The sequence below is a fragment of the Chryseobacterium paludis genome (genome assembly GCF_025403485.1).
GTDB classification, from domain to species: domain Bacteria; phylum Bacteroidota; class Bacteroidia; order Flavobacteriales; family Weeksellaceae; genus Chryseobacterium; species Chryseobacterium paludis.
In genome coordinates this window covers 1,070,962-1,096,476 of the sequence record NZ_CP099966.1, presented here as the reverse complement: position 1 = coordinate 1,096,476, position 25,515 = coordinate 1,070,962, and the positions used below count along the sequence as shown (strand labels likewise).

At 33.9% G+C, this 25,515-nt stretch carries 25 protein-coding genes; 9 read left to right on the top strand and 16 right to left on the bottom strand.

Annotation, left to right across the window (positions count from 1 at the left end):
- Window positions 1-47 precede the first annotated feature (47 nt).
- Both leuC and NG806_RS04610 read right to left on the bottom strand, forming a co-directional pair.
- Complete coding sequence (gene leuC / locus NG806_RS04615; protein ID WP_261512127.1) at window positions 48-1,433, bottom strand: 3-isopropylmalate dehydratase large subunit; 1,386 nt, start codon at window positions 1,431-1,433, stop codon at window positions 48-50.
- A 38-nt stretch (window positions 1,434-1,471) separates the two neighbouring features.
- Window positions 1,472-2,635: a 2-isopropylmalate synthase gene (locus NG806_RS04610; protein WP_214825204.1), complete on the bottom strand. Its 1,164-nt coding sequence runs from the start codon at window positions 2,633-2,635 to the stop codon at window positions 1,472-1,474.
- Window positions 2,636-2,782: 147 nt separating this feature from the next.
- Between NG806_RS04610 and NG806_RS04605 the strand changes: the two genes are divergently transcribed.
- Window positions 2,783-4,327: a hypothetical protein gene (locus NG806_RS04605; protein ID WP_261512125.1), complete on the top strand. Its 1,545-nt coding sequence runs from the start codon at window positions 2,783-2,785 to the stop codon at window positions 4,325-4,327.
- Window positions 4,328-4,379: 52 nt separating this feature from the next.
- Here the strand turns inward: NG806_RS04605 and NG806_RS04600 are convergent, their stop codons facing one another.
- Window positions 4,380-5,348, bottom strand: a complete 969-nt coding sequence (locus NG806_RS04600) for a dipeptidase (RefSeq protein WP_214825208.1) — start codon at window positions 5,346-5,348, stop codon at window positions 4,380-4,382.
- Between the two features lie 193 nt (window positions 5,349-5,541).
- Between NG806_RS04600 and thrS the strand changes: the two genes are divergently transcribed.
- The 8 genes from thrS (at window position 5,542) to NG806_RS04560 (ending at window position 13,277) form a co-directional block, all read left to right on the top strand.
- Window positions 5,542-7,461, top strand: a complete 1,920-nt coding sequence (thrS, locus tag NG806_RS04595; protein ID WP_261512124.1) for a threonine--tRNA ligase — start codon at window positions 5,542-5,544, stop codon at window positions 7,459-7,461.
- A gap of 72 nt (window positions 7,462-7,533) precedes the next feature.
- Entirely contained in the window at window positions 7,534-8,064 is a 531-nt protein-coding gene (gene infC / locus NG806_RS04590) for a translation initiation factor IF-3 (RefSeq protein ID WP_214825214.1), read from the top strand.
- A 192-nt stretch (window positions 8,065-8,256) separates the two neighbouring features.
- Window positions 8,257-9,078, top strand: coding sequence for an alpha/beta fold hydrolase (locus NG806_RS04585; protein ID WP_214825217.1), 822 nt, complete (start codon window positions 8,257-8,259; stop codon window positions 9,076-9,078).
- A gap of 189 nt (window positions 9,079-9,267) precedes the next feature.
- Window positions 9,268-9,834, top strand: a complete 567-nt coding sequence (locus tag NG806_RS04580) for a hypothetical protein (RefSeq protein WP_214825220.1) — start codon at window positions 9,268-9,270, stop codon at window positions 9,832-9,834.
- A 173-nt stretch (window positions 9,835-10,007) separates the two neighbouring features.
- Window positions 10,008-10,205: a 50S ribosomal protein L35 gene (gene rpmI, locus NG806_RS04575; protein ID WP_214825223.1), complete on the top strand. Its 198-nt coding sequence runs from the start codon at window positions 10,008-10,010 to the stop codon at window positions 10,203-10,205.
- A 121-nt stretch (window positions 10,206-10,326) separates the two neighbouring features.
- A complete protein-coding gene (gene rplT / locus NG806_RS04570) occupies window positions 10,327-10,671 on the top strand; it encodes a 50S ribosomal protein L20 (protein WP_214825226.1) in 345 nt (114 codons plus the stop codon).
- Between the two features lie 108 nt (window positions 10,672-10,779).
- Window positions 10,780-11,955 carry a M28 family peptidase gene (locus tag NG806_RS04565; RefSeq protein ID WP_214825228.1) on the top strand — a complete coding sequence of 392 codons (1,176 nt, stop codon included), beginning with the start codon at window positions 10,780-10,782 and terminating at the stop codon, window positions 11,953-11,955.
- Between the two features lie 143 nt (window positions 11,956-12,098).
- On the top strand, window positions 12,099-13,277 hold the full coding sequence (locus NG806_RS04560; protein WP_261512123.1) for a M28 family peptidase: 1,179 nt from the start codon (window positions 12,099-12,101) through the stop codon (window positions 13,275-13,277).
- Between the two features lie 164 nt (window positions 13,278-13,441).
- Here the strand turns inward: NG806_RS04560 and hisIE are convergent, their stop codons facing one another.
- From hisIE to NG806_RS04495, 13 genes are all read right to left on the bottom strand, one after another.
- Window positions 13,442-14,032 (bottom strand): bifunctional phosphoribosyl-AMP cyclohydrolase/phosphoribosyl-ATP diphosphatase HisIE, encoded by a 591-nt coding sequence (hisIE, locus tag NG806_RS04555; protein ID WP_261512122.1) that lies wholly within the window; start codon window positions 14,030-14,032, stop codon window positions 13,442-13,444.
- Complete coding sequence (gene hisF / locus NG806_RS04550) at window positions 14,029-14,784, bottom strand: imidazole glycerol phosphate synthase subunit HisF (RefSeq protein WP_261512121.1); 756 nt, start codon at window positions 14,782-14,784, stop codon at window positions 14,029-14,031. Before hisF ends, hisIE begins: the two co-directional genes overlap by 4 nt.
- Window positions 14,777-15,499 (bottom strand): 1-(5-phosphoribosyl)-5-[(5-phosphoribosylamino)methylideneamino]imidazole-4-carboxamide isomerase, encoded by a 723-nt coding sequence (hisA, locus tag NG806_RS04545; RefSeq protein WP_261512119.1) that lies wholly within the window; start codon window positions 15,497-15,499, stop codon window positions 14,777-14,779. Before hisA ends, hisF begins: the two co-directional genes overlap by 8 nt.
- A 2-nt stretch (window positions 15,500-15,501) precedes the next feature.
- Window positions 15,502-16,080 (bottom strand): imidazole glycerol phosphate synthase subunit HisH, encoded by a 579-nt coding sequence (gene hisH / locus NG806_RS04540; RefSeq protein ID WP_214825244.1) that lies wholly within the window; start codon window positions 16,078-16,080, stop codon window positions 15,502-15,504.
- A 1-nt stretch (window position 16,081) separates the two neighbouring features.
- Window positions 16,082-17,176 carry a bifunctional histidinol-phosphatase/imidazoleglycerol-phosphate dehydratase HisB gene (hisB, locus tag NG806_RS04535; protein ID WP_261512118.1) on the bottom strand — a complete coding sequence of 365 codons (1,095 nt, stop codon included), beginning with the start codon at window positions 17,174-17,176 and terminating at the stop codon, window positions 16,082-16,084.
- A complete protein-coding gene (hisC, locus tag NG806_RS04530; protein ID WP_214825250.1) occupies window positions 17,173-18,204 on the bottom strand; it encodes a histidinol-phosphate transaminase in 1,032 nt (343 codons plus the stop codon). Before hisC ends, hisB begins: the two co-directional genes overlap by 4 nt.
- Window positions 18,204-19,487 carry a histidinol dehydrogenase gene (gene hisD / locus NG806_RS04525; RefSeq protein ID WP_261512117.1) on the bottom strand — a complete coding sequence of 428 codons (1,284 nt, stop codon included), beginning with the start codon at window positions 19,485-19,487 and terminating at the stop codon, window positions 18,204-18,206. Before hisD ends, hisC begins: the two co-directional genes overlap by 1 nt.
- Before the next feature lies 1 nt (window position 19,488).
- A complete protein-coding gene (gene hisG, locus NG806_RS04520) occupies window positions 19,489-20,346 on the bottom strand; it encodes an ATP phosphoribosyltransferase (protein ID WP_261512116.1) in 858 nt (285 codons plus the stop codon).
- A 250-nt stretch (window positions 20,347-20,596) separates the two neighbouring features.
- Window positions 20,597-21,694, bottom strand: coding sequence for a glycosyltransferase family 4 protein (locus NG806_RS04515; protein ID WP_261512115.1), 1,098 nt, complete (start codon window positions 21,692-21,694; stop codon window positions 20,597-20,599).
- Complete coding sequence (locus tag NG806_RS04510; RefSeq protein ID WP_261512114.1) at window positions 21,691-22,467, bottom strand: polysaccharide deacetylase family protein; 777 nt, start codon at window positions 22,465-22,467, stop codon at window positions 21,691-21,693. The genes NG806_RS04515 and NG806_RS04510 overlap by 4 nt, the downstream gene beginning before the upstream one ends.
- Entirely contained in the window at window positions 22,468-23,397 is a 930-nt protein-coding gene (locus NG806_RS04505) for a glycosyltransferase family 2 protein (RefSeq protein ID WP_214825263.1), read from the bottom strand. It lies immediately after the preceding gene.
- A gap of 4 nt (window positions 23,398-23,401) precedes the next feature.
- Complete coding sequence (locus tag NG806_RS04500; RefSeq protein WP_214825265.1) at window positions 23,402-24,571, bottom strand: glycosyltransferase family 87 protein; 1,170 nt, start codon at window positions 24,569-24,571, stop codon at window positions 23,402-23,404.
- 27 nt (window positions 24,572-24,598) lie between these two features.
- Complete coding sequence (locus NG806_RS04495; RefSeq protein ID WP_261512113.1) at window positions 24,599-25,411, bottom strand: 2,3,4,5-tetrahydropyridine-2,6-dicarboxylate N-succinyltransferase; 813 nt, start codon at window positions 25,409-25,411, stop codon at window positions 24,599-24,601.
- Window positions 25,412-25,515 lie beyond the last annotated feature (104 nt).

Genomic DNA, 25,515 nt, shown 5'->3' with positions numbered 1-25,515 from the left:
AAGCAGCAATCTTTAACATCCTCTATATGTATTTTATGTCTTATTGATTAATTTAAATTTTCAAAGGCAGTAATTTTGCCTTCTATAGCTACTTTAGCAGCCGTTAATGGACTTGCCAGAATAGTTCTGGCGCCTTGTCCCTGTCTGCCTTCAAAATTCCTATTTGATGTTGAAACGCAATATTCACCTTCCGGTATCTTATCATCATTCATAGCAAGGCAAGCTGAGCATCCCGGCTGCCTGATCTGAAATCCGGCTTCACTGAAAATCTTATCGAGTCCTTCCTCATAAATCTGTTTTACAACAAGCTGAGATCCTGGAACAATTAAAGCATTAACATGTTCAGATTTACTTTTCCCTTTAATATATTCGGCTGCTGAACGGAAATCTTCGATTCTAGCATTTGTACAACTTCCAATGAATACGTAATTCACTTCAATATCAGATGGAGATTGCCCAGCCTTTAATCCCATATACTGTAATGCTTTTTCTTCTGATTCATTTTGTGGTACAGGAATTACATCATACAATGAAATTCCCATTCCCGGATTGGTTCCATAGGTGATCATAGGTCTTATTTCTGAAGCATCAAATGTAAATTCGGCATCAAAAACAGCATCTTCCTCCGTTCTAAGGCTTTTCCAATAGGTAAGTTTTTCTTTCCATTCTTCCCCTTTTGGTGCAAAGGGTTTTCCTTTTACATATTCAAATGTGATCTCATCCGGTGCTATCATTCCTCCTCTGGCTCCCATTTCAATACTCATATTACAGACTGTCATTCTTCCTTCCATCGACATTTCTTCAAAAACAGATCCTGCATATTCACAAAAATATCCTGTCCCGCCATTGGTTCCTACTTTAGAAATGATATAGAGAATAACATCTTTTGGCTGAACATGATCCTGAAGCTTTCCATTTACCGTTATTCTCATTGATTTCGGTTTGTTAAGCAACAGACACTGACTGGCAAAAACCTGCGCTACCTGACTTGTTCCGATCCCAAAAGCGATTGCTCCGAAAGCACCATGTGTAGAGGTGTGACTATCTCCGCAAACAATACTCATTCCTGGTTGGGTAATTCCTAATTCCGGAGCAATGATATGTACAATCCCCTGATAATGATGTCCAAGCCCATACAATTCAATATTGTTTTTCTTACAGTTTTCTGTCAGCTGTTCCACTTGATTCCTTGATGATTCATCACGGATCGGTAACTCCTGGCTGAGTGTAGGAACATTATGGTCCGCTGTAGCCACAATCTGTTCCGGTCTGAAGACTTCGAGGTTTCTGGATTCAAGCTCTGCAAAAGCCTGTGGGCTTGTTACTTCATGAATCAGATGTTTATCGATATATATAATCTGTGGTCCATCCGGAACGGTTTCTACAACATGAGCGTCCCAGACCTTATCAAAAAGCGTTTTATTATTGTTCATTTTTAGTTTGATTTGATTAGAAAAGAAATAGAGATCTTTTAACTGATTTTTCTGGTCAATGCTGTCATCATCAGATTAAGATCTTCGTTATCTATTTCTTTTTTCATATCTGCTACTTTTAAAAATTCTTTGTATAAAAAGTCGAGTTCATTTTTAGTAACATCAAACCCGATATGTTTAAAACGATAAGCTAAAGCCGATCTACCACTTCTGGCAGTAAGAATAATGGAAGACTCACTTACCCCCACATCCTCAGGATTCATAATCTCATAAGTTTCTCTATTTTTGATGACCCCGTCCTGATGGATACCAGAACTGTGAGCGAAAGCATTAGCTCCAATGATTGCTTTATTCGGCTGCACAGGCATTCCCATAAGATCTGAAACTAAAAAACTCATCTCATTAAGCATTTTAGAATTGACATCGGTATGCAGGTTTAGATTCTTGTGTTGCTTCAGAATCATGACGACTTCTTCCAATGCTGTATTTCCGGCTCTTTCTCCCAAACCGTTGATCGTACATTCGATTTGTCTTGCTCCATTGATCACTCCGGCAATAGAATTTGCAGTTGCCAGTCCTAGATCATTATGACAATGACATGATAAAACGGCTTTGTCTATTCCACTTACATTTTCTTTTAAATACTTAATTTTTTGTCCATATTCTTCGGGTAAGCAATATCCTGTTGTATCAGGAATATTTAAAACTGTTGCTCCAGCCTTAATAACAGCTTCGCAAACTCTTGCTAAAAATTCATTGTCTGTTCTTCCGGCATCTTCAGCATAAAACTCGACATCTTCTACAAAACTTTTAGCATACTTTACAGCATCTACCGCCCTTTCTAGAATATCCTCTCTTGTAGAATTGAACTTATATCTTATATGAGAATCTGAGGTTCCAATACCGGTATGGATTCGCGGTCTTTTGGCATGCTGTAATGCTTCAGCAGCAATTTCTATATCTTTTTTATTGGCTCTGGTCAATCCGCATACTTTTGCATTTCTAACCAGTTTTGAAATTTCAGAAACAGAATGAAAATCTCCCGGACTTGATACCGGAAATCCGGCTTCAATTACGTCAATCCCTAGTTTATCAAGCCTTTCGGCTATAATTAATTTTTGTTCTGTATTCAGCTTACATCCCGGAACCTGTTCCCCATCACGCAATGTGGTATCAAAAATTTCAATCTTTTCGGAATTCATAATGAAGTTTTTTACTTAATTTTGATTCAAAACTAAGGCTTGCATATTTTTTATATTTTCAATTTTAATGAAAATTACAATATTCAAATAATGAAAAACTAAATGTAATAATATGATATCCAAACATTTAAATTAGCAAATTTTACAATGGCAGAATTGCAGAAAGACTTCTTATTTGTACTTATTAAATCATTAACAACTTCCGAAAAGCGACAGTTCAAGCTTTATGTTAACCGTTTAGGAATTAACGTGGATGCTAAATTCCTTTTGCTTTTTTCAGAACTGGACAAGATGAGTGAGTACACTGAGTCTGTTATAATAGAGAAAAAAATTTCAACGAAGCAACAGCTTTCTAATCTTAAAGCGCACCTCTATAAACAGATTTTGGTAAGCCTCCGTATGAACCCCAGTCACCAAAACTATAGGATTCAGCTCCGCGAACAGCTAGATTTCGCTAATATACTTTATCAGAAAGGACTCTATAAGCAGGCTCTGAAAATATTAGATAAAACAAAGCAGTCGGCATTAGAATTAGACGAAAAGAGTATTGCATCAGAAATCATAGATCTTGAAAAAGTAATCGAATCCCAATTCATTACGCGAAGTATAAATGGTAGAGCCGAAGAATTGATAAAAGAATCAAAAGCGATCAGTAAACAAAATCAGTATACTACAGAACTTTCCAATCTTTCATTGAAATTATATAGTGAGATGTTAACACATGGCTATGTAAAAAATGATGCAGACCGACAGGAAGTATTAGAAATCTTTAATGCACAGATAAAAAATATAAAACCTTCTAAGCTTAATTTCACAGAAAAGCTATGGTATTACAAAGCTCATGTCTGGAAAAACCAACTGTTACAGGATTATAAATATACATTGAAATATGCCTATCAATGGGTGGAATTGTTCCATCAGAAACCTGAAATGATCCTCAGCCATCCGGTTTGGTATATTAAAGGGAATACCTATTTACTAAAGATCCTTTTCCTATATGGTAATATTGATATTTTAGAGAAACAGTTTGAAATTTTTAATAAAACAGTTTATTCACCAAGCTTTGCTCAAAATGAAAACTTACAGGCACTTACCTTTCTTACCTATTCTAATACTTTAATGAATATCCATTTTGTAAAAGGCGAATTTTTTAGCGGAACAAAACTTATCCCTGAAATTGAAATGAAGATGGATAAGCTTAGGGATAAGATCGATGAGCACCATTTCATGATTTTATATCTTAAGATGGCAGCTATGCTTTTCGGAAGTAAGAAATATAATGAATCCATGCGTTACTCTATGAAGATCATTGAATCTAAAGGGAATGTGCAGGAAGATCTTTTGTTTCATACCAGAATTCTGATCTTAATGTCAAAACACGAATCGGGAAATGATGAAGATTATGATGAGTTTATAAAAGCGACTCTCAAGTTTGCCTTAAAAATGAAAAAGCCTGAAGAGTTTCACTTTGAAAGTATCAATTTTTTCAAAAATCTGAATAATTTAGTTCCGGATGACAGGCAAAAAGCTTTCGAAGCATTTGATCAAAAACTTGAAGAATATTCAACCAATGAGTATTATAGAAGATCTTTATTTTATATTGATATCCATGGTTGGATAAAATCCAAAGTTCAACATGTAGATGTTATTGAAATTATAAAACAAAAGGTCCGGTATAAAAGGAAAAAATAAATATAAAAGGTGGCTGAGGCTCTCGAAGCCACCTTTTAATACCCCAAATTATCTATAATCTTTTTATAAATTCCAGTGCATTTTTATGACTGATTTTCTCCATAAGCCCTGGAGAAAAGTCTTCAGATAACTTTTTATTGATCGAATTATAAGTTGTAGCATCTTGAAATTCGTCAAAGAAAAAGGGATATCTTGACTTATCCGGATGCTCTTTATCGAAGAAAAAATCACCTCCGTATGCAATACAATCTTCAGCGCCTAGGGACAGTGCATATTGAATATGTTCATAAAGTCTTTCAGGATGATGATGGTCAATATAATCTTTAATAAAATTAAGCCCGATCAAACCCTTTCTTTTGATCACTTCATTCACTAATTCATCGGGAAGATTTCTATTATTTTTATATACACTTCTATAATTAGAATGGCTTGCCAGAATAGAAATTTTGTAATTTTTCTGATCTGTATAATTAAGAATGTCATAGGCTAACTGATCACTTGTATGGGCTAAATCAATAGCAATCTTTTTATCTGCTATATAATCGATCAATATTTTACCATCTTCTTTTAGTCCGGCTTCAGAATTATTTCCACCTCCAAAACGGTTTTCAGAATGATGAGTAATTCCTATATATAAAACCTTCTGAGTATTGTTAATAATAGTTTCCAAATTTTTAAAACCTTCCTCCAAACTAGAATCTTCTTCACAAAATGATGATGCATTTTCAATAGAAGCAAGAACTCCTACCCGATTCGAATTTTCACTATTGCTGTAATTCTGAGTGTTAAATAGAAAGAAATCATCCGTATTCAGTAAATCAGCAAACACTTCACTTTGCCTGATCCCTTCTGTTATACTGTTCTTTCCTGTAGCAGAATAAATTGCCATTACCTGTAGCTTTACATTCCCTTCTTTTAAATAGGGTAATGAACAGCCTAACTGTTTGTCATGGATATCAGATTTTGGATCTAATAAATAATAAAGTAAATCGCAGTGTAGATCTATATTGAATGTGCTCATGAGTAAAATCTCTATGTTTTTTTATAAATATATTTAAAAATTTTAATGTCTTTTTTTGAAAAAAAGAGATCATGAAAAATAAAACGACAAAAATCAGTAAATGTTTTTCATATTTCTTCATTCAAATATACGTTAATATACTATTTTAAATAAAAAATGCGTATTTTTGCATCTTAAAATTTCATAGTAAACAATGATAAAAATTACACTTCCAGACAATAGTGTCAAAGAATTCGACGGAGAAGTTACTTCTCTAGATGTGGCAAAATCTATAAGCGAGGGATTGGCTAGAAATACCATTTCCGCAATTGTTAACGGCAAACAAGTAGAGATTACCACACCTATAACGACGGATTCTACGGTACAGCTATTGACATGGAATGATGATCTTGGAAAGAAAGCTTTTTGGCATTCTTCTGCCCACCTTTTGGCGCAGGCAATCCTGGAATTTTATCCAAATGCTAAGTTGACTATCGGACCTGCTATTGAAAGCGGTTTTTATTATGATGTAGATTTCGGTGACGAAAGTTTATCTGAAAAGGATTTTGAGAAAATTGAAAAGAAAGTATTGGAAAATGCTAAAAAAGGTTCTACCTTCTCATTATATCCTGTTTCTAAAGAAGAAGCATTAAAAACATATGCAGACAATCCGTATAAAGTAGAATTGATCTCTAATCTTAATGATGGGGAAATTACTTTTGTAACCCATGATAATTTCACAGACTTATGTCGTGGCGGCCATATTCCAAATACAGGAATTGTAAAAGCTGTAAAAATATTAAATGCAGCCGGAGCTTACTGGAGAGGAAATGAGAAAAACCCTCAGTTGACAAGAGTATATGGTATTTCTTTCCCTAAACAGAAGGAACTTACTGAGTATCTTGAAAAATTAGAGGAAGCAAAAAGAAGAGACCACAGAAAGCTAGGAAAAGAATTAGGAATTTTTGCATTCTCTGAAAAAGTAGGTGCCGGACTTCCGTTATGGCTTCCAAAAGGGACTGCTTTAAGAAGAAAATTAGAAAACTTCCTTAGTGATGCTCAGAAAAAAGGCGGTTATGAGTTTGTAATGTCTCCACATATTGGTTCAAAAGAACTTTATGTAACTTCAGGACATTGGGATAAATATGGAGCAGATAGCTTTCAGCCTATTAAAACGCCTAATGAAGGAGAAGAGTTTTTACTAAAACCAATGAACTGTCCTCACCACTGTGAAATCTATAAAACTTCACAATGGAGCTATAGAGATCTTCCAAAAAGATATGCAGAATTCGGAACAGTTTACCGATATGAGCAAAGTGGAGAGCTTCACGGTTTAACAAGAGTTCGTGGATTTACTCAGGATGATGCCCATTTATTCTGTACTCCGGATCAGCTTTCAGAAGAATTCGAAAAAGTAATAGATTTAACACTTTATGTTTTTAAATCTTTAGGATTTGAGGATTTTGTAACTCAGGTTTCTTTAAGAGATCCTGAAAACAAAGAAAAATATATCGGTTCTGATGAGAATTGGGAGAAAGCAGAAAATGCGATTATCAATGCGGCACAGAAAAAAGGATTAAAGACAGTTATCGAATATGGTGAAGCGGCATTTTATGGCCCTAAACTGGATTTCATGGTGAAAGATGCTTTAGGAAGAAAATGGCAGCTGGGAACAATCCAGGTAGATTATAATCTTCCGGAAAGATTTGATCTTCATTATATAGGAAACGATAATGAAAAGCATAGACCGGTAATGATTCACAGAGCACCATTTGGTTCTATGGAACGTTTTATTGCCATATTATTAGAAAATACTGCAGGTGATTTTCCATTATGGTTAAGCCCTGATCAGTTTATAATTCTACCGATAAGTGAAAAATATGTAGATTATTCAAAAAAAGTTTCACAATTTTTGGAAAATCACGATATTAGCGGTCTGATTGATGACAGAAATGAGAAGACAGGAAGAAAGATCCGTGATGCGGAAATGAAAAAGATCCCTTTCATGCTGGTTGTCGGTGAGAATGAAGAAAAAGACGGTACAATTTCTGTAAGAAGACGTGGAGAAGGAGATCTCGGCGTAATGAAGATGGAAGATTTCGTCAATTATTTTAAAAAAGAAGCAGCAATATAAGAAAGCTGTTAAATAGAAAGTTAACCAATAAAATTTAAAACAATAGCACAAAGATTTAACAACAGAGGCCCAATGCGTCGTCCAGTACAGGAGGATTTGCATCAAATTAATGGTAAAATCAGAGCCCGTGAGGTTCGTTTGGTAGGTGACAATGTTGAACCCGGAGTTTACCCATTAGATAAGGCTTTGCAGATAGCCAAGGAACAAGAATTAGACTTGGTTGTGATTTCCGACAAAGCGGAACCTTTTATTGCAAGAATATTAGACTATAAAAAGTTTTTATACGAGCAAAAGAAAAAACAAAAGGAACTTAAAGCGAAGCAAATAAAAGTAGTTGTAAAAGAGATCCGTTTTGGACCTCAGACTGACGACCACGATTATGAATTTAAGAAGAAGCACGCTGAAAAATTCCTGGAAGAAGGTTCAAAACTTAAAACCTACGTATTTTTTAAAGGACGTTCAATTATCTTTAAAGATCAGGGAGAGATCCTACTTTTAAAACTTGCGCAAGAACTTGAGCATGTAGGTAAGGTAGATCAATTACCTAAATTAGAAGGTAAAAGAATGATTATGATGATGAGTCCTAAAAAACCAGCAAAATAATTTAATTAAATCTTGTATTTAATTCGCCAATATAAAACCTCAAATTTCTTTGAGGTTTTTTATTTTATCAGATTTTGACGAAAATATCCTATGTTAAGGTTTACAATTGAGAATAGATTTAAATTTGTTTTAGAAATAATAGATAAATAATCTACAAGGCAATAATAATTATTAATCATAAAATATAAAACAATGAGTACTATTCAATTAAAAGACGGAACAGAAATTTATTACAAAGATTGGGGAAAAGGTCAACCAATATTCTTTCACCATGGATGGCCGTTATCCAGCGATGATTGGGATGCACAAATGTTATTTTTTTTAGAAAAAGGATATAGAGTGATTGCTCATGACAGAAGGGGTCATGGAAGATCTACGCAAACTTCGGAAGGACATGATATGGATACTTATGCATCCGATGTGGCAGAAATTGTAACTGCATTAGACTTAAAAGATGTTATTCATGTTGGTCATTCTACTGGAGGTGGCGAAGTGATCCGATACGTAGCCCAACATAGTAAAGGCAGAGCTGCAAAAGCAGTTTTAATAAGTGCAGTAACGCCGATTATGGTAAAAACGGATAATAATCCGAACGGAATTCCAATGTCTGTTTTTGATGAGATCCGTCACAATACGGCAACACAGAGACAACAATATTTTGTAGATTTTTCATTGGCTTTTTATGGATATAACAGAGAAGGCGCAAAAATATCTCAGGGTATTCGTGATAACTGGTGGAGACAGGGAATGATGGGATCCATTAAAGCTCATTATGACTGTATAAAAGCGTTTTCTGAAACTGACTTCACAGAAGATCTTAAAAGCGTAGATGTTCCCGTATTGGTATTACATGGAGAAGATGATCAAATTGTACCTTACGAAATTACAGGTGTTGTAGCTGCCAAGCTGGTAAAAAATGGAAAACTAATTACCTATCCTGGCTTTCCTCACGGTATGCCTACTACAGAAGCAGAAACTATTAATAAGGATCTGCTGGAATTCTTTCAATCTTAATCAGAAAGTACATTATTATAAATTGTAAAACCCCGATTAAAAAAATCGGGGTTTTTATATTAAAATCACTTAAGTGTGTAAATTTAATTACTTGAAAATACGATAAATAAAGCATTTATTTGAATTTATTAAGTCTTTAAATTGTGACTTAATACTGAATTATTTATATTTGCGGCGTAAAAATTATTTATGAAAATAAAATTATTGACTTTCGTAAGTCTTTCGATGCTCTTAGCATCTTGTGGTCAGGATGACAGTCTTGACAATGTAACAGTCGAAAATGGAAAAGTACAAACAACTGCGAATGCGAATAAATCTATTCCTGGTGGCGGTCTTACAACTTTAACACTTATTTCGGAAACAACCAATCATCCGCAAATATTAAATGCTGAGGAGTCAATTAGTTTAGAGAATAATGGCAGTATCTACCGACTTGTCATGCAAGGAGATAGTAACCTTGTATTATATCGTGAAAAACCAGGTAGTTACACGGTTTTATGGGCATCTAATACGGTAAGGAACCAGGGCACTCCTAAACTTATTGCACAAAATGATGGTAACCTTGTTATTTATAATAACAATAATCCTCTTTGGGATTCCAATAGTGCAGTTACAGGTAACGTTTCTAATCCACATATTAAGCTTCAACTTTATTCAAGAGGTGGTTATTTCATTGGTAACGGCCTTAGAATTAAAGTTATTTTGGGTGGAAATAATGAAGAAAGAAGAGAAATAGTTGTTAGAGATTTCGACTAAGGTAATTAAATTACAGCCCCTCTTATAAAGAGGTGTTTTTTTGAAGTCATAGAAAATCATAGGTTGTTAAAATTTGAATTGATATTTTTTGTATCTTTGCACCCTATTATTCCTAAATATTACTAGGAAAGAAGACAGAGATATTGATAACAAAATAATAAAAAAGCAAGACAATGCCAAAATTAAAAACGAAATCAGGTGCTAAGAAACGTTTTGCCCTTACTGGAACAGGTAAGATCAAAAGAAAAAACGCTTACAAAAGCCACATCTTAACTAAAAAAGAAACTAAGCAAAAGAGAAATCTTACGCAAACTTCTTATGTTGCTGCAGTGGACGTAAAAAGTGTTAAACGTCAATTAGCAATTAAGTAGTTTTTATAAATCTATATTCGGTTTATAGGAATTAAAACAATTCAGAATTTTTAACCCTGAAACGGAGCAAATAAGTGTAATGAAACAGTTTACCGCCCTTTTCAAAAAAACAATTTAAATTATGCCTAGATCAGTAAATGCAGTAGCTTCAAGAGCTCGCAGAAAAAAAATCATGAAACAAGCTAAAGGTTTTTTCGGTAGAAGAAAGAACGTTTGGACTGTAGCTAAAAACGCGGTACACAAAGCAATGCAATATGCTTACCGTGGAAGAAAAGAGAAAAAGAGAAATTTCAGATCACTTTGGATCACTCGTATCAACGCGGGAGCTAGAGAACATGGAATGTCTTACTCTCAGTTTATGGGAGCTCTTAAAAAGAACGATGTAGAACTTAACAGAAAGGTTTTAGCAGATTTAGCAATGAATCACCCTGAAGCTTTCAAAGCAGTTGTAGATCAAGTAAAATAATGTAAAATTTTTTGTTATCAATATAAATCCTGAGTTTTTTGCTCAGGATTTTTTTATTATTTACATTTGTTTATTAAATATATAATAATTCTGTAATCTTATTATAAAGTGAAAAAATTAACTACTCTACTCCTCTTTTCTATTGCTGCTTACAGCATACAGGCACAAAGTTTTATTCAGGCTTATCAAAGCAGAGCAACCCAGGTTTCGCAAACCAATATTACAGCTAACCTGCACGAATTTGACAATCTGGGTGTAAAAACCACAGGTTCTGTTAATAATACCAATGCTTTAAACTGGATCAAGAATAAATATTTAGCTTATGGATATACAGCAAGTCAGATGACCGAAGATCCTTTTACGTTCGGAAATACAAGTTCTAAAAATCTAATTATTACAAAAACCGGAACTGTTTATCCCAATACTTATGTTATTATCTGTGGACATTATGATACAATAGTAGGGACTGGTGTTAGCGACAATGGAAGTGGCACTTCTATTATACTTGAAGCTGCAAGAATTTTAAAAGATATTCCTACTGAATATTCAATTAAGTTTATTCATTTTTCTGGCGAAGAACAGGGATTGATAGGAAGCTACCATTATGCAGATAATGTGGTATTTCAAAATGATGTACGCCAGATGAATGTAAGAGTGGTATTTAATATTGATCAGGTAGGTGGACAATTGGGAAATAATAACAACACCATAAAGTGTGAGAAAGGGGTAAATGGAAGTTCTTCTAATAATGCTACTTCAAGTGCTTTCACTCAGCAACTGGCTAATTGTACAGAACTATACTCTCCTCTTCAGACAGCGATTACGAATGCTTATGCCTCCGATTATATCCCTTTTGAACAAAACGGAGATATTATTACAGGTTTCTATGAGAATATTAAAAGTAATAACGAACATACAGTGAATGATACTTTTGCTAATATAGATCCCACCTATGTTTTCAATGTTGGTAAAGCAGCGGTTGGAGCTCTTCAACATTTTGCGGTAGCAACTACATTGAATTTGGGAACCAATGAAACAGAAGGTCAAAGATCTATAGAATCTGTCAAAATTTATCCTAATCCTGCAAAAGATGTATTAACTATTGATCTACCTGATACTATTAAAGATTTTAATTTTGAATTAACAGACCTTGTAGGACGATCATTAATTAAGCAGCAAAATCAAAAGACAATTAATGTTTCATCTTTAGTAAAAGGAGCTTATTTAGCGATTATAAAAACCGGAGATCATACTGCCGTAAGAAAAGTTATGATTGAAAAATAATCCGATCACTCTTAAAAAGTAAAATATATAAAACTTAAAAAATGCTTTTATTACTGTCAATAGAAGCATTTTTTATTTATAACATAAAGTTTATCTTTATTTGTTATGATTTTATTATTACTTTTACAAAAAATCACCTAACAATGAAAAATATAATTACTTTTCTTTTTCTTGGTTTTCTAAGCCAGCAATTACAATCTCAAACTTTTATCCAAGCCTATCAAAATAGAGCTAACCAGGTTACCCAAACGAATATTACAACGAATTTACAGCAGTTTCAAAATCTTGGTGTAAAAACTACGGGCTCTGCTAATAATGCCAATGCCCTTACCTGGATTAAGAATAAATACCTTTCATACGGTTATACGGCAAGCCAGATCGTAGAAGACCCTTTTTCCTTTGGAAGTACCAGTTCTAAAAATCTTGTTATCACAAAAACAGGAACGGTATACCCAAATAAATATGTTATTATTTGTGGACATTTTGATAGCATTTATGGCCCAGGGACTAATGATAATGGAAGTGGAACTTCTATTATATTAGAAGCGGCCAGAATTATGAAAAATGTTCCTACTGAATATTCAATCAAGTTTATTCATTTTTCTGGGGAAGAACAAGGATTATATGGAAGTTACCATTATGCTGATAATGTAGCTTATCAAAATGGTGTTCGTAAATTGGATATAAAATTGGTCTTCAATCTGGATCAGGTAGGTGGTAAAATGGGTAACGTTAATAACAAAATTTACTGCGACCAGGATCAGGGTGGACTAAGTAGTAATAATGCTGCATCTGCCGCAATTACTCAGCAATTAGTAACATGTACAACTTTATATTCATCACTTCAAACGGGTATTGATCCTGCTGAAGACACAGACTATATTCCATTTGAAGAAAAAGGAGAAGTGATTACTGGTTATTTTGAATATAAAAGAAGTAATTACCCACATTCTTCTAGTGATACCTTTGCCAATACTGATCCTGTATACATCTTCAATGTAGGGAAAGCAACTGTTGGGGCTCTTCAGCATTTTGCCGTAGCAACTACAGCATCATCAATAGTTTTAGATACTAAAGAAACAGCTATAAATACATTAGAATCTATAAAAATATATCCCAATCCCGCAAAGGATTACCTTTCTTTGGAAGTACCAGGTACAGTGAAGGATTTCAGTTTTGAGATTACAGATCTGTTGGGACGTTCACTGCTTAAACAGGAAAATCAAACGAAGATTAACGTTTCAGGCTTAAAAAAAGGTGTTTATCTGGGAAACCTTAAAGCTGATGATCATACAGTAGTTAGAAAAATTATGATCGAATAATGAATCATACAAACAAATCTATAAAAATAAACCCCTTTCTAATACTGGAAAGGGATTTGTTTTTATAATGATTCATATATATTCAGTGTCATTCCAGAAAGTATCACTTCCAACACCTTTACTCTGTTTTCTTGTATTGAGGTTTTTGAGATTGAGTTTATTATTTATACAATCCGCTGATTTCTCAACTGTAAAATCTTCTCAACATCCTCTAAAGCGATATCTTTTGCCTTCAACAAGATTAAAAAATGATACATTAGATCAGCGGCTTCATTTTTAAATAAATCGTCATTATCATCTTTAGCTTCTATAACTAATTCTACAGCCTCCTCTCCTACTTTTTGAGCTACTTTATTAATTCCTCGTCTGTATAATGAATAGGTATAAGAATCCTCTACTTTTCCATCGATTCTATGACCGATTTTCTCTTCCAATTCATATAAAAATCCTTTAGAATCTTTTTCTCCGAAACAACTGAAACTTCCGGTGTGGCAAACTATATTTTTAGGAATAACTTTAATAAGGATTGTGTCCTGGTCACAATCGATATCAATACTTATTACCATTAAAAAATTACCCGATTCTTCACCTTTAGTCCAGAGCCTGTTTTTTGATCGACTGAAAAAAGTGACAATTCTTTCTTTTTTTGTTTTATTAAATGCCTCTTCATTCATATAGCCCAGCATCAAAACCTGTAATGTCCTATTGTCCTGGATGATTACCGGAACAAGACTATTTTTATTAAAATCAATCATCGTCTTATTTGTATTTTTTGAATTAATAATTCTTCCTTTAAATCCTTAATATGAACTTCTCCAAAGTGAAAAATACTTGCTGCCAATGCGCCGGTAGCTTTTGTCTCTTGAAATACTTCCTGAAAGTCTTTTATTGTTCCAGCACCTCCTGAAGCAATGACAGGAATATTAATTGCCTCAGACACTGATTTTGTAATTCGTAGATCAAAACCTTTTTTAGTTCCATCTCCATCCATAGAGGTTAATAGAATTTCACCCGCTCCAAGTAATTCAGCTTTTTTTGCCCATTCTACAGTTTTTAGTTCTGTAACCTCCCGACCACCTTTTATATATACCTTATCTTCACCATTCTCAAATCTGGTGTCAATTGCAACCACAATACACTGACTCCCAAATTCTTTAGCCAAATCAGAAATAATATCTGGATCATTGACAGCCGATGAATTGATACTGATCTTATCAGCTCCTGCTTCCAGTAATTTTCTAACATCATCTACAGAGGAAATTCCGCCACCAACTGTAAAAGGAATACTTAATTCCGTTGCAATTTCCCTGACAAGCTCCACAAAGGTTTTCCTTTTTTCAATAGTTGCCGTAATATCAAGAAAAACCAATTCGTCAGCACCCTCATCCTCATATTTTTTTGCGAGGCTTATGGGATTCCCTGCATTTCGGAGCCCTTCAAAATTAACTCCCTTTACCGTAGTTCCATCCTTAATATCCAAACATGGAATAATTCTTTTTTTAAGCATTTTCAATAAAATTTTGAAGTTCTTTTAATGTTATTTTTCCTTCATAAATAGCCTTTCCAATGATCGTTCCCGAACAACCGATTTCTCTCATGTTATAAACATCCATCATTCCGGAAATCCCACCACTTGCCACAAGCTGAATTGAAACATTATCTAAAATCTCTTTATATAAATCCATTGAAGGCCCTTCCAACATTCCATCTTTGGAAATGTCTGTACAAATTACCTGCTCAATCCCCTTCTTCCTGTACTGAAGTATAAAATCAATAACATCTTTATTACTTTCTGTCAACCATCCTGAGGTTTTTATTTTCCTATTTTCACAATCAGCTCCAAGGATAATTTTTCCAATTCCATATTTTTTAATTAAATCATAACAAAATTCAGGATCCTGAACGGCAATACTTCCAATTGTTATTTGATTGGCACCGGCATCGAAAGCTGTTTCAATATCTTTCAGAGTTTTTAGCCCACCTCCAAAATCGATCTGCAATGATGTTTCTCTGGAAATTGATTCTAATACTTTGTGGTTCACTATATGTTTGGATTTAGCACCATCGAGATCGACTAAATGAAGAAATTGAATTCCAAAATCTTCAAATTCTTTAGCCATTTCCACAGGGTTTTCATTATAAATCTTTTTAGTGCTATAATCTCCCTTGGAAAGTCGCACACATTTTCCATCAATAATATCTATAGCAGGAATTATTCTCATACTTACAGTTTTAAAAAGTTTTCAAGCAATTGAGCACCTGTTCTCCCAGACTTTTCAGGGTGAAACTGCATAGCAAAGAAGTTATCCTTTTGCAGTGATGCACTGAAAGGTAAAATATAGTTACATCTCGAAGTGGTATATTCGGATAGCTCACAGTAATAGCTATGAACAAAATAGACATCCTTCTCTTTTTCAAAATCTGAAAAAACAGCAGATCTCAAATCTGTAATACCATTCCATCCCATGTGAGGTACAATTTCTCTTGGTGGAAATTTCTTTACATTAATATCAAAAATTCCCATTCCAACTGTATCTCCTTCCTCATTATTTTTACACATCAACTGCATTCCCAAACAAATTCCTAAAACAGGCTGTTTTAAAGTTGGAATAAATGTATCCAACCCTTTACCTTTGAGAAGTTTCATCGTTGAAGAAGCTTCACCCACTCCTGGAAAAATGACTTTATCCGCTTTTTCAATCAATTCAAAATCATCCGTAATAACAGATTCTTTATTTAATCTGCTTAAAGAATTCTGAACAGACTGAACATTCCCGCCATTGTATTTTATAATTGCAATCATCCTATAAACTTCCTTTAGTTGATGGTAAATTAAAATTCTTATCGGTCTGATTCACGGCCATTTTTAAAGCTTTAGCAAAAGCCTTAAAAATAGATTCAATCTTATGATGTTCATTACTACCCTCCACTTTAATATTTAAATTGGATTGAGAAGAATCAGTAAATGATTTGAAGAAATGTGAAAATAATTCGGTCGGAACATCACCAATTTTTTCTCTGTTAAATTCAGCATCCCAAACCAACCATGGTCTACCCCCAAAATCAAGAGCAACCTGCGCCAGACAATCGTCCATTGGAAGTAAAAACCCATATCTTTCGATTCCTTTTTTATTCCCCAAAGCTTTAAGAATTGCCTTGCCTAAAACAATAGCAGTATCTTCAATTGTATGGTGCTCATCTACCTGCAGGTCTCCATTTACCTTAATGATAAGATCTAAATTTCCATGTTTCGAGATTTGCTCCAACATGTGGTCAAAGAAATGTAAGCCGGTTGAAATTTTAGAATTTCCTTTGCCATCAAGATTGACTTCAATTTCAATATCCGTTTCATTTGTTTTTCGGGATACCTTAGCCTGTCTTGGAATCTTTTTTAGAAACTGATAGATCTCTGACCAGTCTTTTGTAGAGAGATCTGCTTTTACATTGAACGTTTCACCCATATAAATGGCTTTTGATCCCAAATTTTCTGCCAACTGAACATCTGTTATACGATCTCCTATTACATATGAATTCTTAAGATCATAATTTCCATATATATATTTTCCAAGCATTCCCACTCCTGGTTTTCTGCCAGGTAAATTTTCGCTTTCAAAGCTTTTATCAATTAAAATATCACTGAAAATAATACCTTCATTTTTTAAAGCATTCAGCATTTTTTCATGAGGTATTATAAAATCTTCAAACGGAAAACTCTCTGTACCTAATCCATCCTGATTGGTAACCATCACCAGCTCATAATCTAGTTCCTTAACAATTTTGGAAAGATTTTGAAAAACTCCGGGATAGAACTCTAGCTTTTCAAGAGAATCAACCTGAAAATCAGTTGGCGGTTCTATGATCAAAGTGCCATCGCGATCTATAAATAATACTTTTTTCATGATTCAAGCTTTTTTAAAATAGTGATTAAACGAATATTTTCATCTCTCGTCCCAATATTAATCCGAATACAATTCGGAATGGCTGGTGCCCTTTTATTCGTCAATACTTCACTTTGTAGTAGCTTTTGATATACATTGTCAACATCATTAAACTCTACTAAAAAGAAATTGGCATCAGTAGGAAATACTTTAGTAACAGATTTGATATTTCTGAATTCACTTTCTAACCATGCTCTTTCCATTAAAATATTTTCTACATTTTTTTGAAATTCATCTGCATTATCGATACTTTTTAAAATCAATTCCTGACTTAAAGAATTTAAATTATAAGGAGCTTTTACCGTATTGATCAAACGGATGATCTCTTCTGTAGCACAGGCTATTCCTACCCTTGCTCCAGCTTTTCCCCAGGCTTTAGAAAAAGTCTGAAGAACGATAAGGTTCGGGTATTTTTCAAGAAGTTTGAGACTAGATTGTTTATCTGAAAATTCAATATATGCTTCATCTACAACCACAATTCCTTCAAAATTCTGAAGATAAAATTCAATATCATCTACACTGTTTCCCGTGGGATTATTTGGTGAACAAAGGAAAAATATCTTTGGTTGGGCTTCTTTAGATACTTTCAGGAAATCTTCCTTTAGAATCTCAAAATTTTCATCAAGATTTACCTTAAAAACCTTATTTTCATTAATTGCCGCATAAAAGGCATACATTGCAAAAGATGGGTCCATCATCAAAATAGCATCTTTTTTAGGTTCACAAAAGATCTTGATGATTAAGTCAATAAGTTCATCACTTCCATTTCCTACTGCAATCTGCTGAGGACTTAGATTTTTAAAATCTGCTATTTTTCTCTTAAGCTCTTTTTGAGTCGAATCAGGATAACGGTTAAATTCTCCAAAAGGACTTTCATTAGCATCCATTAAAACTGGAGTTTCAAACTCATTATGATCTCTAAAACTTATATAAGGCTGTAATTCTAAAATGTTCTTTCGTACAAACTGACTGATTGTTAATTGCTTCATTATTTTTTATATTTTAATCGAATTGAAACGGCATTTTTATGGGCAAATAATCCTTCTGCTTCTGCCATTATCTCTATTGTTTTTCCTAAATTCTGTAACCCTTTTACTGAGAGCTCCTGAAAAGTAATTTTCTTTACAAAGCTGTCTATTGAAACTCCACTATAATTTTTTGCAAACCCGTTGGTGGGAAGTGTATGGTTAGTACCGCTGGCATAATCTCCAGCACTCTCACAGGAATAATTTCCAAGAAACACAGAACCGGCATTTTGAATAGATGGAATATGTTTTTCAAAATCATTTAAGGCCAGTATAAGGTGTTCCGGAGCGTATGAATTACTAAATTGGATGGCTTCTTGGGCAGTATTCAGCAGAATAAAATGACTGTTATTCAATGATTCTTCTGCTAATTTATTTCTTGGAAGCTTTTTAACCTGTTCATGTACTTCTTCAATGGTTTCATTAAAAACTTTTAAATCCGTTGAAATAAAAACAACCTGGCTATCACTGCCATGTTCAGCCTGAGAAAGTAGATCTGCAGCACAAAATGCCGGAATAGCCTGTTGGTCAGCAATCACTAAAACCTCACTTGGTCCTGCAGGCATATCGATCGCAACACCATAATTTTGAGCATATTCCTTTGCGGCAACAACAAACTGATTTCCAGGTCCAAAAATTTTGTATACATTAGGTATACTTTCAGTTCCTAAAGTCATTGCTGCAATTGCCTGTGCTCCACCGATCTTAAATATTCTGGTTACTCCACAAAGCACTGCTGTATAAATAATAGCGGGATTTACATTTCCATTTTTATCTGGAGGCGTACATAAAATAATTTCGTTACATCCAGCTAATTGAGCAGGAATAGCCAACATAAGAACCGTAGAAAATAAGGGTGCCGTTCCTCCGGGTATATAAATTCCCACTTTTTCAACAGCACGGTTTTCCCGCCAGCATATTACCCCTTTTGTGGTTTCAATCTTTTCAATCTCAACCTGTTGTGAAGTGTGAAACTTCGTAATGTTTTGCATTGCTACCTGAATAGCTTCTTTCAGTTCATCACTTATTAAAGAGCCCGATCTATCAATTTCTTCCTTTGAAACTGTAATACTTTCAATTTCTGTAGAATCAAATTTTTTAGTGAACTCCAGCAAAGCTTCATCACCATTTTGTTCTACTTTTTTGAAAATTTCGGAAACTATTCCTGAAACTTCTTCTTTTTTGAGAACAGGTCGTTTTATGAGTCCTGCCCATGTTTCTCTTTGAGGATATCTATTTATAAACATATTAAATCACCATTTTATCGATTGGAATTATTAGAATATCCTGAGCTCCATTTTCTTTGAGCTCATCAATGACTTCCCAGAATCTTTCTTCGTCTATAACTGAATGGATGCTACTCCATCCTTTTTCAGCCAAAGGAAGTACTGTGGGACTTTTTAGAACTGGCAAAACATTAGAGATATCCTGAATCTTTTCATTGGGGACATTCATCAGGATATATTTTGATTTTTTTGCTTTTAAAACGGCTTTGATCCTAAATAGAAACTTTTCCAGAATGTTTTCTTTTTCTATATCCAGTTGTAGATTCTTTGCCAATACAGCTTCGGAACTAAGTAAAGTAATGGTCTCTCTCAACCCATTTTTGAACAGGGTACTTCCGGAACTGACAATATCACAGATTCCATCGGCCAAACCAATATTTGGAGCAATTTCTACAGATCCTGAGATAACATGGATATCTGCAGAAATGGAATTTTCTGTTAAGAATTTCTTGAGGGTATTTGGATACGAAGTAGCTATTTTCTTTCCCTGGAAATAACTGAGTTCATCCGTTTCTATTTCTTTGGGAACTGCAAGAGAAACCCGACACTTTGAAAATCCAAGTTTCTGAACAATTTCAATTTGCTTTTCTTTTTCTATCAGTAGGTTCTCACCAACAATGGCAATATCAACTACTCCATCTTCCAGATATTGGGGTATATCAGAATTTCTGAGATACATAATCTCAAAGGGAAAGTTATCAACCGAAACTTTTAGTTGGTCTTTTCCGTTGTTAATGAAAATTCCGCAGTCTTTCAAAAGCTGTAAAGAATCTTCATAAAGTCTGCCGCTTTTCTGAATGGCAATTTTTAATTTACTCATTGTTGCACTTATTGTGTCTGAGTAAATAAAAAGTATTTTTGAAAAATTTCCGCGAAGAATTTAGAAACAAAAAAACCGTCTGTTACTCAGACGGTTTTTAATTATTTTTGATTTTAACACATGTTATTATCAATCAATTCCGTCTTAGCAGAGATGATGATAATAATGATGTAGTGTTAAAAAATTCGGTTTCATTTGTTGAAAATTGTGATACAAATGTAGGACTTATTTTTAAATATCAAAGTTTTTTTTAAATAATTTCCAGATATAAATTCATCAGTTCGTTGGCAATAGGCTCATCATTAAACTTCTGAACAAACTCAAAACCCTTATCAGCACGACGTTTTCTTTCAGACTCATTGTCCCACAGAAATTGTATTTTGGATTGAATATCCAAGTGATTTTCCGGATTGATGTATACAGAATCTTTTCCACCTGCTTCAGGCAGACTGCTTGTGTTACTCGTTATGGTGACTGTTTTTGAAAAAAGCGCTTCAATAATGGGAATTCCAAATCCCTCAAACAAACTTGGGTAAATAAAAATATCTGCAAGTTTATAAATAACGGCTAATTCATCCATAGAAACTCCTTCTAAGAAATGAACCTGCTCTTCCAGCTTGTTTTTTTTAATGAAAGCTTCTACTTTTTTATAATAACCCGTTTTTCTTCCAACCACAACCAAGGGAATTCCGGTTCCACTGACTGCCTTCACAATATTTAAAAGGTTTTTCCGCTCTTCAATCGTACCCACATTTAAAATAAACCTTTCAGGAAGCTTAAATTTTTCTTTTGTGATCTGAATCAGTCCTTCGGATTGCTGTTCTTTAAAAGCCTTATGACATCCCTGGTAGATTACTTTTATTTTATGTTCCGGGACTTTTAAATACTGAACAATATCAGATTTCGTCTGCTCGGAAATAGCAATTATTTTATCAGCATTCTGAGCCGCTTTTTTAAATTTCCACAAATGAATTTTACGATCAAAAAACGAGTAATATTGAGGATATCTTACAAAAATAAGATCATGGATCGTTACGATTTTTTGTATTGGTTTTTTGTCCCATTTTAAAGGTAATTCCCCTGATAAACCATGAAAAATATCGGCATTAGCTTTTTGAGCTTCTTTGCCCATTTTAAACTGGCGCGACATATTCCCTTTTGAAGTTTCAACAAAATGAACATTCGTATTCTGCAGAATATCTGCTCCTCGGTCGGATCTATTTTTATTGATTAAAAGATATTCGTTATCAGGAAAATATTGAGAAAGAATTCTTACAAGATCTCTCGAGTAATTCCCCAATCCTGATGTATTATGGAAAAAACGTTTTGCATCAAAAGCAATCTTCATGATTCTATCTTTTTTTGAAATTCCTGGAACGTTCCAAAGCTATACTTTTTATCCTTAAGCCAGCCAATAAATTGATCAAATCTCTCCACCATATCCTTTCCGGAATTTTTCACCGTAAACCCAGGAAGTTTAAATGCTTCATCTTTAATTTCTGCAAATTCCCAGGGGTGAAAGTATATATTAAGGTAATTATCTTTTTTCAGGCTATCTGAAGCTATTTTTTTATAGATCGACAATGGAAAATTATGAAAGCTCAACCAGAACAAAGGGATTCTGAAATTGGGTGAAACAGATGCTGGGATCTGAGTGACATTACCTTCTTTAAAATAGGTTCTTGATACTTTTAAATTATTGTATCTACCCGGTAAAAAAGTTGGATTAATGGAAGAATTATAAGAATATCCTGCGCGCTCAACGGAAGTTTCATTGACAGGCATCATTCTAGGCATTCTAAGCCCGGTAACTTTTGTTGAAAATAATTCTTCTAACTTTTCTCTGGATTCCTTTAAATGCTTTTCTTCAAATTCAGAATGAAACCAGGTGTGAGAAGCTAACTCATGCCCTTCCTGCAATAATCTTTCAATTAAATGTTTACTATTTTCCGCAAAAACTACTGTAGAAAAAAAAGTAGCTTTTACCTGATGCTTTTTAAGAAGATCAAGAATTCTTTCCAATCCTGTTTGTGAAATCGAAATCTGCCTTTCAAAAGGAATTTCTCCTTTATATTCTAATGGCATATCAAATTCTTCAATATCAAAACTCAATAAAACCATTTATAAATTTTTATTTTTAATAATATAATTAGGTCTTTCTTTGACCTGTTTAAAGATCTTCCCTAAATAAATCCCTATGATTCCAAGGATAATTAATTGTAAGCCACCAAAGAATACAATCGTCATAATCAGGGATGCCCAACCAGAGATTTCAGTATGGGTGACAAAAGAATGAATAACATAAATCCCATACCCCAATACTGAGATTGCGGAGAATAAAAAGCCTAAATAAGCTGCTATATATAGAGGTTTTACACTGAAAGCCGTTATACCAGTAAATGCAAAGGTGACCATCTTTTTCAGATTGTAACTACTCTCACCTGCAACCCTTTCGTTTGCTGTAAAATCAATTGCTGTTTGCTTAAATCCCATCCAGCTTGTTAAGCCTCTTAAAAACAAATCATCTTCATTGAACTGTCTCATCACTTCCACAGCACTGGCATCTAATAATCTAAAATCAGATCCACCTCCTTTAGTAAGATTTACATCTGATAGGCTGGATAATAATTTATAGAAAAAATCGGACGTTTTTCTTTTAAAGAAAGAAATTTCCTTAGGATAGGTTCTCACCGTTAATACGACATCATATCCTTCTTCCCATTTTTCGATCATTTTAGTAATCAATTCTGGTGGATGCTGAAGGTCTCCGTCCATAGAAATTACTGCATTTCCATGGGCAAGGTCCATTCCTGCTTTTACGGCTGGCTGATGTCCAAAATTCCTTGAAAATTCAATAAATTTTACTTCATCATATTGTTGGGATAATTCTTCAAGTTTTTGTTGTGTAGCGTCTCTGCTGCCATCATTTACAAATATAATTTCAAAATCATAGTTGCTTAGTCCAGAAAAAACCTCTTTGATCTTTTGATGGATCATAGCCACATTTCCCTCTTCATTATAGGCAGGAATTACAATAGAAATTTTTTTCATATGATCAATTCAGGCTGTAATTTTTTTCAAAATCTTTAGTTAAAAGCTCATAAACAACTCTCAACCAAACTACGATACAAGGTACAGCTTTTAATGAATATTTGATGATGTAATCATTTTTAACCGATTTCGGAAATAGATCAGAAGTTGAAAAACAAGTGAAAATAATCACGAAAATCAATAGTCCTGTAATAAGAGGTGTTCTCTCTTTCTGAAGGAAAAACCAGATCATTACACCCACTACAGCAATAATATAAGTTGGAGATTCTGAACTGGAACTGAACAATACCAAAAACAGTAAAGTAGAAGCTAAAATCATCAACTGAAAGGCATAATGTTTATATTGTTTAATTCTAATATAAGGTAAAGCAAATAGGGGTAAGCCAAAAGCTAAAAACACAAGATTAGAAATTGAAGCATCTCCAAGAATCCTTCTAACAAAACCCATTAATGAAATATCCTGCATATTTCCCAATACCTGATTTTCATTGTTTTTTTCTACAATAGAATGGAACCAGTCGGCATAGCTTTGTATTACAAACTGCGGGCTGGAATAGATCATAGGAATGACAAAGAATAGTGCTGCAATTACCAATCCTGAAAGAATAAATTTTGTTTTATTTTTAATAAAGAAAAACTGGGTTAATCCAACGATACCATATATTTTCACAAAAACACCAATTAATATTGCCGTAGCTGACTGCACTTCTTTTCGTTCATAAATATAGACCGCTGACAATATTAAAAGACCGGTTAGAGCTACATTAAACTGTAAACTTAAAGCGGCTGTAATATATTCCTGAAGGCATAACAATCCGAAGATTGCTTTTTTAGAATCTGAAAATGGTAATTTATAAATTGCAAATACAAACACAAAAGTATTAATCAGATTCCAGAGAGAAATTCCAAGCCAATCGGGCATTCCTGCAAATGGAGCAATCAGGAGGCTAAAAAAAACTCCATAATGATTTAGATCAAAATAGAGGTCAGGATAATGAATAAATAAATTCTTCTGATTAATGGTATTAAAGAATACATTTTTAAAAATCAGATAATTATTGATCGCATAATCTCCTCTTAAATATTTGGAAATTGCAGTAACCACTGATATAATAAGATAAACCCCAAATATATATTTAGGGTTTAATATGAATTTTAAAACTTTTTCTTTCAAAATTGTGCGTATTAGGTAAGTTAAGGCTTAAACAGCTACGTTGTTCTCCCTTAAAGCATCGTTAAGAGAAGTCTTCTTATCTGTAGATTCCTTTCTTGTACCAATAATCAGTGCACATGGAACCTGATATTCTCCAGCAGGATACTGCTTTGTATAACTTCCTGGGATTACTACTGAACGTGCAGGCACTCTTCCTTTGATTTCGATAGGTTGATCTCCGGTTACATCTATAATTTTAGTAGAAGCTGTTAATACTACATTAGCTCCTAATACCGCTTCTTTTTCTACGTGAACTCCTTCTACCACGATACATCTTGAACCAATGAAACAATCGTCTTCAATAATTACAGGTGCAGCCTGTAAAGGTTCTAAAACACCACCGATACCAACACCACCACTTAAGTGAACATTTTTACCAATCTGTGCACAACTTCCTACAGTCGCCCAGGTATCTACCATTGTTCCTGAATCTATATAAGCTCCGATGTTTACATATGATGGCATTAAAATTACTCCGGAAGCAATAAATGCACCTTCTCTGGCAACAGCATGAGGTACAACCCGCACTCCTTTTTCAGCGTAATTTCTCTTTAAAGGCATTTTGTCATGAAATTCAAAAGGACCTACTTCTATAGTTTCCATTTTCTGAATTGGAAAATACATTACTACAGCTTTTTTCACCCATTCATTAACCTGCCATCCATTATCTGTAGGCTCAGCAACACGAAGTTCTCCGGAATCTAATAAAGCTATAACCTCTCTTATGGTCTTCTTGCTCTCTTCATTTTGTAATAAATCTCTATTATCCCAGATGTTTTCAATAGTTTGTTGTAACGACATGCTTCTAATTTAAATTATTTTTTCGAATATAAGTAACGACCCTGTAGGTACGTCATTTCAGGCGATAAAAGTACAAAAGTTTGTCGTAGTATACAAGTTTGAAA

Excerpts from the sequence above, each read along its gene's own strand:
- leuC (WP_261512127.1), bottom strand. The coding sequence starts at position 1,433 with ATGAACAATAATAAAACGCTTTTTGATAAGGTCTGGGACGCTCATGTT.
- NG806_RS04610 (WP_214825204.1), bottom strand. The coding sequence starts at position 2,635 with ATGAATTCCGAAAAGATTGAAATTTTTGATACCACATTGCGTGATGGG.
- NG806_RS04605 (WP_261512125.1), top strand. The coding sequence starts at position 2,783 with ATGGCAGAATTGCAGAAAGACTTCTTATTTGTACTTATTAAATCATTA.
- NG806_RS04600 (WP_214825208.1), bottom strand. The coding sequence starts at position 5,348 with ATGAGCACATTCAATATAGATCTACACTGCGATTTACTTTATTATTTA.
- thrS (WP_261512124.1), top strand. The coding sequence starts at position 5,542 with ATGATAAAAATTACACTTCCAGACAATAGTGTCAAAGAATTCGACGGA.
- infC (WP_214825214.1), top strand. The coding sequence starts at position 7,534 with ATGCGTCGTCCAGTACAGGAGGATTTGCATCAAATTAATGGTAAAATC.
- NG806_RS04585 (WP_214825217.1), top strand. The coding sequence starts at position 8,257 with ATGAGTACTATTCAATTAAAAGACGGAACAGAAATTTATTACAAAGAT.
- NG806_RS04580 (WP_214825220.1), top strand. The coding sequence starts at position 9,268 with ATGAAAATAAAATTATTGACTTTCGTAAGTCTTTCGATGCTCTTAGCA.
- rpmI (WP_214825223.1), top strand. The coding sequence starts at position 10,008 with ATGCCAAAATTAAAAACGAAATCAGGTGCTAAGAAACGTTTTGCCCTT.
- rplT (WP_214825226.1), top strand. The coding sequence starts at position 10,327 with ATGCCTAGATCAGTAAATGCAGTAGCTTCAAGAGCTCGCAGAAAAAAA.
- NG806_RS04560 (WP_261512123.1), top strand. The coding sequence starts at position 12,099 with ATGAAAAATATAATTACTTTTCTTTTTCTTGGTTTTCTAAGCCAGCAA.
- hisIE (WP_261512122.1), bottom strand. The coding sequence starts at position 14,032 with ATGATTGATTTTAATAAAAATAGTCTTGTTCCGGTAATCATCCAGGAC.
- hisF (WP_261512121.1), bottom strand. The coding sequence starts at position 14,784 with ATGCTTAAAAAAAGAATTATTCCATGTTTGGATATTAAGGATGGAACT.
- hisA (WP_261512119.1), bottom strand. The coding sequence starts at position 15,499 with ATGAGAATAATTCCTGCTATAGATATTATTGATGGAAAATGTGTGCGA.
- hisH (WP_214825244.1), bottom strand. The coding sequence starts at position 16,080 with ATGATTGCAATTATAAAATACAATGGCGGGAATGTTCAGTCTGTTCAG.
- hisB (WP_261512118.1), bottom strand. The coding sequence starts at position 17,176 with ATGAAAAAAGTATTATTTATAGATCGCGATGGCACTTTGATCATAGAA.
- hisC (WP_214825250.1), bottom strand. The coding sequence starts at position 18,204 with ATGAAGCAATTAACAATCAGTCAGTTTGTACGAAAGAACATTTTAGAA.
- hisD (WP_261512117.1), bottom strand. The coding sequence starts at position 19,487 with ATGTTTATAAATAGATATCCTCAAAGAGAAACATGGGCAGGACTCATA.
- hisG (WP_261512116.1), bottom strand. The coding sequence starts at position 20,346 with ATGAGTAAATTAAAAATTGCCATTCAGAAAAGCGGCAGACTTTATGAA.
- NG806_RS04515 (WP_261512115.1), bottom strand. The coding sequence starts at position 21,694 with ATGAAGATTGCTTTTGATGCAAAACGTTTTTTCCATAATACATCAGGA.
- NG806_RS04510 (WP_261512114.1), bottom strand. The coding sequence starts at position 22,467 with ATGGTTTTATTGAGTTTTGATATTGAAGAATTTGATATGCCATTAGAA.
- NG806_RS04505 (WP_214825263.1), bottom strand. The coding sequence starts at position 23,397 with ATGAAAAAAATTTCTATTGTAATTCCTGCCTATAATGAAGAGGGAAAT.
- NG806_RS04495 (WP_261512113.1), bottom strand. The coding sequence starts at position 25,411 with ATGTCGTTACAACAAACTATTGAAAACATCTGGGATAATAGAGATTTA.